Origin of the sequence: Pseudomonas sp. 37 R 15 (genome assembly GCF_900004865.1) — a bacterium.
Classification (GTDB): Bacteria; Pseudomonadota; Gammaproteobacteria; order Pseudomonadales; family Pseudomonadaceae; genus Aquipseudomonas; species Aquipseudomonas fluorescens_AM.
In genome coordinates this window covers 88927-99056 of record NZ_CVTV01000054.1, presented here as the reverse complement: position 1 = coordinate 99056, position 10130 = coordinate 88927, and the positions used below count along the sequence as shown (strand labels likewise).

At 62.6% G+C, this 10130-nt stretch carries 8 protein-coding genes and 2 pseudogenes; 7 read left to right on the top strand and 3 right to left on the bottom strand.

Annotation, left to right across the window (positions count from 1 at the left end; genetic code table 11):
- The first annotated feature begins 29 nt into the window (after window positions 1-29).
- Genes BFQ04_RS20310 through BFQ04_RS20295 form a run of 4 tightly spaced genes read left to right on the top strand, consistent with a single transcriptional unit; the run spans window position 30 to window position 2621 of the window.
- The gene (locus BFQ04_RS20310; protein ID WP_057726273.1) at window positions 30-332 is read left to right on the top strand and encodes a PepSY domain-containing protein; all 303 of its coding nucleotides are present in this window, start codon (window positions 30-32) and stop codon (window positions 330-332) included.
- The gene (locus tag BFQ04_RS20305) at window positions 332-643 is read left to right on the top strand and encodes a PepSY domain-containing protein (RefSeq protein WP_065932885.1); all 312 of its coding nucleotides are present in this window, start codon (window positions 332-334) and stop codon (window positions 641-643) included. The genes BFQ04_RS20310 and BFQ04_RS20305 overlap by 1 nt, the downstream gene beginning before the upstream one ends.
- On the top strand, window positions 643-1311 hold the full coding sequence (locus BFQ04_RS20300) for a response regulator transcription factor (protein ID WP_065952288.1): 669 nt from the start codon (window positions 643-645) through the stop codon (window positions 1309-1311). The genes BFQ04_RS20305 and BFQ04_RS20300 overlap by 1 nt, the downstream gene beginning before the upstream one ends.
- Window positions 1308-2621 (top strand): sensor histidine kinase, encoded by a 1314-nt coding sequence (locus tag BFQ04_RS20295; RefSeq protein ID WP_065952287.1) that lies wholly within the window; start codon window positions 1308-1310, stop codon window positions 2619-2621. Before BFQ04_RS20300 ends, BFQ04_RS20295 begins: the two co-directional genes overlap by 4 nt.
- 504 nt (window positions 2622-3125) lie before the next feature.
- Here BFQ04_RS20295 and BFQ04_RS30500 read toward each other — a convergent pair.
- Together BFQ04_RS30500 and BFQ04_RS30495 are read right to left on the bottom strand one after the other, a co-directional pair.
- Window positions 3126-3881, bottom strand: a complete 756-nt coding sequence (locus BFQ04_RS30500; protein ID WP_371914528.1) for a methyl-accepting chemotaxis protein — start codon at window positions 3879-3881, stop codon at window positions 3126-3128.
- A gap of 102 nt (window positions 3882-3983) precedes the next feature.
- Window positions 3984-5054 (bottom strand): annotated as a pseudogene (locus BFQ04_RS30495) (HAMP domain-containing protein); the annotation flags it as partial.
- A 460-nt stretch (window positions 5055-5514) separates the two neighbouring features.
- Here BFQ04_RS30495 and BFQ04_RS20285 point away from each other — a divergent pair.
- The 3 genes and pseudogenes from BFQ04_RS20285 to BFQ04_RS30485 all read left to right on the top strand — a co-directional run bounded on the left by BFQ04_RS20285 (window position 5515) and on the right by BFQ04_RS30485 (window position 8691).
- On the top strand, window positions 5515-6834 hold the full coding sequence (locus BFQ04_RS20285; protein ID WP_162276158.1) for a Na+/H+ antiporter family protein: 1320 nt from the start codon (window positions 5515-5517) through the stop codon (window positions 6832-6834).
- A gap of 177 nt (window positions 6835-7011) precedes the next feature.
- Window positions 7012-7833 (top strand): annotated as a pseudogene (locus BFQ04_RS30490) (cache domain-containing protein); the annotation flags it as partial.
- A 36-nt stretch (window positions 7834-7869) separates the two neighbouring features.
- Entirely contained in the window at window positions 7870-8691 is an 822-nt protein-coding gene (locus BFQ04_RS30485) for a methyl-accepting chemotaxis protein (RefSeq protein WP_371914527.1), read from the top strand.
- A gap of 4 nt (window positions 8692-8695) precedes the next feature.
- Here the strand turns inward: BFQ04_RS30485 and yegQ are convergent, their stop codons facing one another.
- The gene (gene yegQ / locus BFQ04_RS20275; RefSeq protein ID WP_065952284.1) at window positions 8696-10009 is read right to left on the bottom strand and encodes a prephenate-dependent tRNA uridine(34) hydroxylase TrhP; all 1314 of its coding nucleotides are present in this window, start codon (window positions 10007-10009) and stop codon (window positions 8696-8698) included.
- Between the last annotated feature and the right edge of the window lie 121 nt (window positions 10010-10130).

Genomic DNA, 10130 nt, shown 5'->3' with positions numbered 1-10130 from the left:
GGAAAAACATCCTGAAACGGAGACTTATCATGAAGCGCCTCACAGCGCTGGTCGCCGCCGGTATCATTGCGTCCTCGGTCACGCCGGCCTGGGCAATGGACCCCGACAAACCACTGAAATTGCCTGGCACTGTTACAATTGTTGCCTTCGATCAGCTTGAAGCCGCCGCCCTGGCTTTGCATCCGGGTTCGACCTTGCTGGGCACCGACCTGGACGAGGAGTACGGCAAGTACATCTACCAGGTCGAACTGGAAGATGCCCACGGCCTTGAATGGGATGTTGAATTGGACGCGCTCACCGGGCACGTTCTCAAGAATCATCAGGACACGTAATGACGCTATATCGACGCGCCGGTAGTCTGGTGCTGCTGGCGCTCCTGGCCTTTTGCTCAAGCCTGGCCGCTCGCGACCTCAATCAGGATGAAGCCTTGGCGCTGCGACAGCAGGGCGTGATCCTGCCGCTGGAGCTCCTGTTGCATAAGGCGATGTCACGCTACCCTGGGGGCCGGCTGCTGGAGGCGGAGCTGGAGCTCAAGCATGGCCAATACGCCTATGAAGTGGAACTGGTGACCACCGAAGGCGTCGTGCGCGAAATCAAGCTCGACGCCACTGACGGTACATTGATCAAAGATAAGGAAGACTGATGCGCCTGCTTCTGGTGGAAGACAACGTCCCGCTGGCCGATGAGCTGCTCGCCGGCCTGCAGCGCCAAGGCTATGCCGTCGATTGGCTGGCCGATGGACGCGACGCGGCGTACCAGGGCCGCAGCGAACCCTATGACCTGATCATCCTCGACCTTGGCCTGCCGGGCTTGCCGGGGCTTGACGTGCTGGCGCAATGGCGCGCGGCTGGCCTGGCCACGCCGGTGCTGGTGCTGACGGCGCGCGATTCCTGGGCAGAACGCATCGAGGGGCTCAAGGCCGGCGCCGATGATTACCTGAGCAAGCCTTTTCACCCCGAAGAGCTGCACCTGCGCATCCAGGCGCTGTTACGCCGGGCCCACGGGCATGCCAACCAACCGACCCTGCAAGCCGCCGGCCTGCACCTGGACGAAGGCCGCCAGTGCGTGCTGCGCGACGGTGACGAGATCCAGCTCACGGCCGCCGAGTTCCGCCTGTTGCGCTATTTCATGCTGCACCCCGAACAGATCCTGTCCAAAAGCCATCTGGCCGAGCATCTCTATGACGGCGAGACCGAGCGCGATTCCAACGTGCTGGAAGTGCACGTCAACCATCTGCGCCGCAAGCTGGGGCGCAGTGTGATCGAAACCCGGCGCGGCCAGGGTTACCGGTTTGGCGCCAGCCCTGCATGAAGTCGATCCAACGGCGCTTGAGCCTGGGGTTGATCAGCGTGATGGTGATCGTCGGCGTAGTGCTGGCGCAAACCAGCCTGTGGCTGTTCGAGGCCGGTTTGCAGCGCTACCTGGAGGCGGGGCTGCGCAACGACAGCGAAAACCTGCTGGTGGCGCTGGTGCGTGGGCCCAACGGCGTACAGCTGGATGAGCAGCGCCTGTCACCGGCCTATCAACGGCCATTCTCGGGGCACTACTTCCGCATTGATTTTGCCGACACACACTGGCGCTCCCGCTCATTGTGGGACCAGGAACTGCCGACGCTTCCCGAGGCCGGGCTCAAGGGCAACCTGCAACTGGGGCCTGAAGGCCAGAAACTGTTGGTATTGCGCTCGGACTACAAACGCTTCGGCCAACCGATCTCCATCAGCGTGGCGCAGGACTACACGCCGGTACGGGAAAGCTTTCGCCTGATGCGCCATATCGGCCTGGTACTGGGGCTGGCGGCTTTGCTGGTGGTGTTGGTGTTGCAGCGCATCACCGTGCGCCGCGCCTTGCGTCCGCTGGAAACCGCGCGCAATCAGATTGCGCAATTGCAGCAGGGCCAGCGTTCGCAATTGGACACCCAGGTGCCGCTGGAGCTGGAGCCGCTGGTGGCGCAGATCAACCATTTGCTGGCGCACACCGAAGACAGCCTCAAACGCTCGCGCAACGCCCTGGGCAACCTGGGGCATGCGCTGAAAACCCCATTGGCGGTGATGCTGAGTGCCGCGTCGAGCGAGGCGCTCAGGGATCAGCCGCAGTTGAGCAAGTTATTGCGCGATCAGCTTGAACAGGTGCAGCAGCGCCTCAACCGCGAGCTTAATCGCGCGCGCCTGGCCGGTGAAACCTTGCCGGGTGCGTTGTTCGACTGTGAAAAGGAACTGCCGGGGCTGTTGGCCACCCTGCGCATGATCCACGGCGAACACCTGGACCTCAGCTGCCATGTCGCCCCCGGCCTGCAACTGCCCTGGGACCGGGAAGATCTGCTGGAGTTGCTCGGCAACCTGCTGGACAACGCCTGCAAATGGGCGGACGCCGAAGTTCGACTGAGCGTGAGTGAGACGCCGCACGGCTACCGGCTGACGGTCGAAGACGATGGCCCGGGAATTCCAGAGATCCAGCGTGAACAGGTGTTCAGCCGTGGCGCACGCCTGGATGAACAGATCGACGGCCACGGCCTGGGGCTGGGCATCGTGCGCGATATTGTCGAAGTGTGGGGCGGGGTACTGCAGTTGCAGGAAAGTGAGCTGGGCGGGCTCAAGGCGCTGATCGAATTGCCCAGGCGGTAATGCCAATCTAAAAATGTGCGAGGGGCGGTGCGACGATTCGACTTGCCCCCCGTTGCTACTCGTCAGCCTATGATCACATTACTAATGCTCCACAATCCAAATGTGGGAGGGGGCTTGCCCCCGATGGCGGCCTCCGGGCTGGCCAGGATGTTGGATCAGACCGAGTACATATCCGTTTCTGCGGTAATGGCTGCTATGGGTTCCGCCCTTACGGCGGCTCACTTTTGAACAGCGCAAAAGTAAGCAAAACGCTCTTGCCCCACCACTCGGCACCTCGCTTAGGCTCGGTGTGCCCGAACGCAGGCTTGAATCCGTGGGCCGCCGCCACGCGCCATCCATGGCGCGGGGCGGCTAACCCGGCGTCCTGCCGGGTTGCCCAAGGATTCAAGCCTGCGTTCGGCCAGCGTGGTTTAACGGGGCGCCTAAGATCAAGATCAAGAGCGGCTCGCTCCTACAGACGGCAATGCCCCCTCCCACATTGAACCTGCGCCAGGACCAGAGTCGTTACACCCGGAACTGATCCATCAGCCCCTGCTGCTGATTCGCCAGACTGTTCAACGCCCGGCTCACCCGCGCCGATTCATTGGCCTGTTCCGACAGCGACTCGGTCACGTCGCGAATCGTCGCCACGTTGTTGTTGATCTCCTCGGCCACCGCGCTTTGCTCTTCGGCGGCGCTGGCGATTTGCAGGTTCATGTCGCTGATCACGGTGACGGCGTCACCGATCTGGCGCAGCGCGGTGACCGCCTGGCCGACCTGCTCGACACTGCCTTGAGCCTGACGATAACTGTTGCCCATGGCACCGACGACTTCCTGAGTGCCGCTTTGCAATTGCTCGATCACCACGCGGGTTTCTTCCACCGACTCCTGGGTGCGCCGTGCCAGGTTGCGCACTTCGTCGGCCACCACGGCAAAACCCCGGCCGGCCTCACCGGCACGGGCGGCCTCGATGGCCGCATTGAGTGCCAGCAGGTTGGTCTGCTCGGCGATGCCACGAATCACTTCCAACACCGAGCCGATTTTTTCGCTGTTGCCCGCCAGGCCCTCAACCTGGGCCATGGCAGTGCTCATGTCAGCCGCCAGCAAGCCGATGTTGCTGGTGGTCTGATCGATCACGGTCAGGCCGTCGCGGGTGGACTGGTCGGCATCGCGAGCCGCTTGCGCAGCCTGGGCTGCGCTGCGGGCGACGTCCTGGGCGGTGGCGCTCATTTCGTGGGAGGCCGTGGCCACCTGGTCAACCTGGCGATACTGCTGCTCCATGCCGGCGCTGGTTTCGCTGGCAATCGCGGCGGATTGGTCGGCTGTGCCGCGGGCGTCCTGCACCGAGCGTTTGACCTCGGCGATGATCGGCTGCAGCTTGTCGAGGAAACGGTTGAACCAGCCGGCCAGTTGGCCCAGTTCGTCCTGTTTGTCGTAGGCCAGGCGGCGGGTCAGGTCGCCTTCGCCGCTGGCGATATCCTCGAGCATATGCGCCACGCCGAGGATCGGCCGGGTCACGCTGCGTGCCATCAGCCACACCAGGATCAAACCGATCACGGCGGCCAGCAGGCCCAGGCCGAGTTCGAGCAGGGTGCCCCGGGTATTGTCGGCGTCCAACTGGACTTTGAGCGCCTCGGCCGGCGCCACCAGGACTTTTTGCGGTACGTCCAGCAGCACGCCCCAGGGTTTGCCGCCCGGGATCGGTGCAAAGGGCGCCAGCACTTTAAGCTGGTGATCGGTGCGCAGGCTGCGGATCTCGGTGCCGCTCGCCAGGGCACTGATCAACTGTGCGCCGCTGGCGGGGTCGACCTGGTCCAGGCGTTGGCTGAGCTTGCTGGCGTCCGCGCTGTAGCCGGCGAGCAAGCCGGTCGGGCTCAGAATGCTGACCAGGGTCTGGCCGTCGTAGAGCTTCTGGCTGGCCTGTTGGCTCACGGCCTGCAAGCTGTCGAGATTGATGTCCACGGATAACGAGGCAATGACTTTGCCGTTGACCATCAGCGGGAAGACAATGCTGGTCATCAGCACGTTCTGCCCGTCGATCACATAAAAGTAAGGTTCGATCACGCAAGGCTTGAGGGTGGTGCGCGGGCAGGTGAACCAGGCGTTGGCTTTTTCGCCGCTGGGGCTGACGGACGTGTCGGTCATGTCGCTTTCGGGCAGCGCCATGGAGGTGATTTTGCCGGGCGTCGGTTGCGACCAGTACAGGGCGAAGCGGCCTTTGTCGTTACTGCCCAGTTCCGCCTGGTTGGCGAAAAGTTCATCCTTGCCATCCAGCGCATTGGCTTCGAACACCAGGGACAAACCCAGCAGGTCGGGGTTGGCCTGCAGTGCGGCGCGAACTTGACGGGTCAGGTCTTCGCGGGTGTCGAAAGCATCCAGAAAGCGTTTTTCCGCCTGCTCGCGCAAAAACAGCACCTGACGCGAAAACCCATGGCCGTATTGGTAGGCATCCATGAACTGCTGACGAATGCCCAGCGCCTGCACTTCACCTTGAGCCTCGATACGCGCCTGGGCGGCTTCATCGAGCATCTGCATGCTCGAAGCCTTGACCTGCTCGGAACTCTGCGCCATGCGATACAGCGAAAGACCCACCAGCAGGGTCACGATTCCCAGCAGGCAAAGGCCCGCGAGCAGGGTGATTTTCCATTGAATGGAGAGCTGCCTGAGCGACATCGGGACATCCTTACCTGAATACACATAGAAAAACCGTTATCGGCTGCGCGCGGTTTTTCTTTATTCAAACAGTCAATTTAAACCTGCCCAGGGTCACAGCTTTTTGACATGGCCGGCCGGCTGCTGCAAAGTGCGCGCCCTCTAATAAGACCTCTTTGAGCCCGTACGCCGGCAGCGCCTTCAATGGCCGCTGCGGCGCGGGCATGCCTGTCTTTTATGTTTCTGTCTTGAGGTAACCATGATTAACGCTGTTATCGCCGCAGTCGGCACCATGCTGGTGCTCAGCCTGTCCCGTGTGCATGTGGTCATCGCCATTATTGTGGGCGCCCTGGTGGGCGGCTTGACCGGGGGGTTGGGGATCGACGCCACGCTCAAGGCGTTTAACAGCGGCTTGGGTGGCGGTGCGACGGTGGCTTTGTCCTACGCCTTGCTCGGCGCTTTCGCGGTGGCGATTGCCAAGTCCGGCCTGGCCCATGCCCTGGCGGACAAAGCGCTGTTGCTGGTCGATCGCCAGGAAGCCAGCGGCGGCAACCACGTCAAATGGTTGCTGATCGGCCTGCTCTGGGCGGTGGCGATCGCTTCACAGAACATCCTGCCGATTCACATCGCGTTCATCCCGCTGCTGGTGCCGCCGTTGCTATATGTGCTGACCAAGCTGCAACTGGATCGCCGCCTGATCGCTTGCGTCATGACGTTCGGCTTGATCACGCCGTACATGTTCCTGCCGGTGGGCTTCGGTAATATCTTTCTCAACCAGATCCTGCTGGCCAACGTGGCCAAGAGCGGCGTGGACATCAGCCAGGTCAACGTGACCCATGCCATGAGCCTGCCCGCGCTGGGCATGGTGGTCGGGCTGCTGGTGGCGGTGTTTATCAGCTATCGCAAAAAACGCGTGTACGACCTGGAGAAAATCGAGCGTGTCGAGCAGGTGGCGGTGCAGTACAACCCGTTGACCCTGCTGGTGGCCGGCCTGGCGATTGCCTCGGCGTTCATCATTCAACTGTGGCTGGACTCGATGATCATCGGTGCGTTGGCCGGGTTCCTGATTTTCTCGGTGTCGGGCATCGTGCGCTGGCGCGACACCGATGACCTGTTCACCGAAGGCATGAAGATGATGGCGATGATCGGCTTCATCATGATCGCCTCGTCGGGCTTTGCCGAAGTGCTCAAGGCCACCGGTGATGTGCGCTCCCTGGTGGAAACCTCGGCGGCGTTCATCGGCCATAGCCGTGGAGTAGGGGCGCTGTTGATGCTGCTGGTGGGGCTGTTGGTGACCATGGGCATCGGTTCGTCGTTTTCCACGGTGCCGATCCTGGCCGCGATTTTCGTGCCGTTGTGTGTGCAACTGGGCTTCAGTCCGGTGGCGATCGTGTGCATCGTCGGCACCGCCGGCGCGTTGGGCGACGCCGGTTCACCGGCCTCCGATTCCACCCTCGGTCCGACCTCCGGCCTGAATATCGACGGCCAGCACCATCATATCTGGGACACCGTGGTGCCGACTTTCCTGCACTACAACCTACCGCTGCTGGCGTTTGGCTGGCTGGCGGCGATGACGCTCTGACATCAGCTCCCTCACCTCACTGTAGGAGCGAGCTTGCTCGCGAAAAACGCCCAGATAACGCGTTCATCCAGACTGCACGCGTTATCGTTGACGACCTTCGCGAGCAAGCTCGCTCCTACAGAAATCACGCATTTGGCCGCTAACCTCTCAAGTCGCCCCTAATAAGAGAGAAAAGCCATGCGTCTGAGCCTCAAGGCCAAAGTCCTGTCCCTTGCCGTCGTGCCGGTGCTGCTGTTCGCCCTGGTCATCAGCCTGACCACTGTGTGGATGCTGCAGGGCCAGGCGCGCAACGAAGTGGATGAAACCCGCCAGCGCCTGCTCAACGACGCCAAGGCCACCCTGAAAGGGTATGTCGAGGTGGTCATGACCACCATCAAGCCGCTCTACGACGCCGCTGCCCCCGGTGATACGGTGGCGCGGGCGCAGGTGGTCAAGTTGCTGTCCAGCACCAGCTACGGCAAGGACGGCTACTTCTTCGGCTACGATTCCGAGACCATCCGCCTGTTCAAGGGCAACAGTCCGGACGGCGTGGGCAAGAGCTTCAAGGACAACCGCGACCCCAACGGCGTCTACGTCAACCGCGACCTGGTCAACGTCGGCAAGGACGGCACCCACTACCTGCAATACAGCTCGACCCAGCCCGGCCAGACCGAGCTGGTGCCCAAGCTCGGCTACACCGAATACCTGCCCAAGTGGGACATGGTCATCGGTACCTCGGTCAACCTCGATGGCATCGAAGCCCAGGTCGCGGTGGTCGAGGCCAAGGTCCACGAGCGCATGGAGGGCGTGCTGTTGAGCATCCTCGGTGTGGCGGCCGTGGTGTTGTTGGTGATCGCCGCCGTCGGCCTGTTGGTGGCCAACACGATCCTGCGCCCACTGAGCCTGATGAAAGCCAACCTGGACGATATCGCCGCCGGCGAAGGTGATCTGACGCGCCGCCTGGCCATTACCAGCCAGGACGAACTCGGCGACCTGGCTGGCGCGTTCAACCGGTTTGTCGACAAGGTCCACGGGCTGGTCCGCCAGATCACCGAAATGACCGCGCAACTCACCGGCCTGGTGAGCCAGGTGTCCGAGCAAGCCCAGCGTTCGGAAACCGCCATGGAACGCCAGCGTCACGAAACCGACCAGGTCGCCACCGCGATCAATCAGATGTCGTCCGCCGCCCATGAAGTGGCGCGCAGTGCCCAGGGCGCTGCCGTTGCCGCGCAGCAGACCGATGCCGAGGGCCAGGCCGCCAAGCGCGTAGTGGACGGCAGCATCGCGCAGATCCATGCGCTGGTGAACGATATCCGCAGCAGCGGGGTGTCCCTCGACAGTCTGCAGCAGGACGTGTCTTCGATTGTCAGCGTGCTTGGCGTGATCCGCTCGATTGCCGAACAAACCAACCTGCTGGCGTTGAACGCAGCGATTGAAGCTGCGCGCGCCGGTGAGGCCGGGCGGGGCTTTGCCGTGGTTGCCGATGAAGTGCGCGCCCTGGCCAGCCGCACCCAGACCAGCACCCAGGAAATCCAGGGCATGATCGACCGCCTGCAAAAAGGCACCGAGGCTGCCGTGGACGCCATGCGCCGCTCCAGCGACGCCGGTGACGGCACTTCGTCCCAGGCCAACCAGGCCGGGGCATCGCTGGACACCATGGCCCAGTTGATCGGCACCATCAACTCCATGAACGCGCAGATCGCCAGCGCCGCCGAAGAGCAAACCGCCGTGGCCGAGGAAATCAACCGCAGCGTGCACCAGATTGCCGCGGCGGTAGACAGCGTGGCCGATGAAACCCAACTCGGCGCCCAGACGTCCCGCAGCCTGGCGGATCTGGGGCAGCGCCTGGGGCAGTTGGTGGGTCAGTTCAGGATTTGATCGTTCACAGATCGCGCATCAACAGGCCAAAATCCAGGCCCGCCTCGGCCGGCAAGGGCACGTAGACCGTGTGCCCGTCACCCGGCGCTACCTCAATGGCGTCGCCCTTTGCGTTATGCAACGAGGCCAGGTCAAAGTGGAAGTTGCCGGCCGGCGTCATCAATTCCAGATGATTGCCCACGGCGAAGCGGTTCTTCACCTTGACCTCGGCCAGCTCGCCCCGGCGTTCGCCGGTCAGTTCACCGACAAACTGCTGGCGCTCGGAGACGGAGCTGCCGTGCTGGTAGTTCTGGTATTCATCGTGCACATGGCGGCGCAGAAAGCCTTCGGTGTAACCGCGTTGGGCCAGGGATTCGAGGTCGGTCATCAAGCGGCGGTCAAAGGCGCGACCGGCCACCGCATCATCGATTGCCCGGCGATACACCTGGGTGGTGCGCGCGCAATAGAAGTGCGATTTGGTGCGGCCTTCGATCTTCAGCGAATGCACGCCCATCTGGGTCAGGCGCTCCACATGCTGCACGGCGCGCAAGTCCTTGGCGTTCATGATGTAGGTGCCGTGTTCGTCTTCGAACGCGGGCATCTGTTCATCGGGGCGATGGGCTTCCTGCAACAGGAATACCTGGTCGGTCGGCGTACCGAGGCCCAGCGTCGGTTCAACGGCCTGGACGATCTCACCCGTGGCATTTTCCACCGCCGCGCTGGCCTGGTACTTCCAGCGGCACGCATTGGTGCAGCTACCCTGGTTGGCGTCGCGCCTGTTCATATAGCCCGACAGCAGGCACCGCCCGGAATAGGCCATGCACAGGGCGCCATGCACAAACACCTCCAGCTCCATGGCCGGCACCTGCTGGCCAATCTCGCCGATTTCTTCCAGGGACAGCTCCCGCGACAGGATCACCCGGCAGATGCCCTGTTGCTGCCAGAACTCCACGCTGGCCCAGTTGACGGTGTTGGCTTGCACCGACAAGTGAATCGGCATCTGCGGAAAATGCCGGCGCACCAGCATGATCAGCCCCGGGTCGGACATGATCAGCGCATCCGGGCCCATGGCGACCACGGGCGTCAGGTCCTTGAGGAAGGTCTTCAACTTGGCGTTGTGCGGCGCAATGTTCACCACCACGTAGAAGCGCTTGCCCTGTGATTGGGCCTCCTGGATCCCGAGGGCCAGGTTGGCGTGGTCGAATTCATTGTTGCGCACGCGCAGGCTGTAGCGCGGCTGGCCGGCGTACACCGCATCGGCGCCATAGGCGAAGGCGTAACGCATGTTCTTCAATGTGCCGGCGGGAGCGAGCAGTTCGGGGGCGATTATCGGGGGCATGGTGCGTACGTCGCAAAAAAAGCGCGAGGGTAGTGCAGGGCAGGGCGCGATGCATTGATCCACGTCTGGTTAAGCCGATCTATGCTTGTTCGATAAACCAGGGCACTCCCAGGTTGCGCTG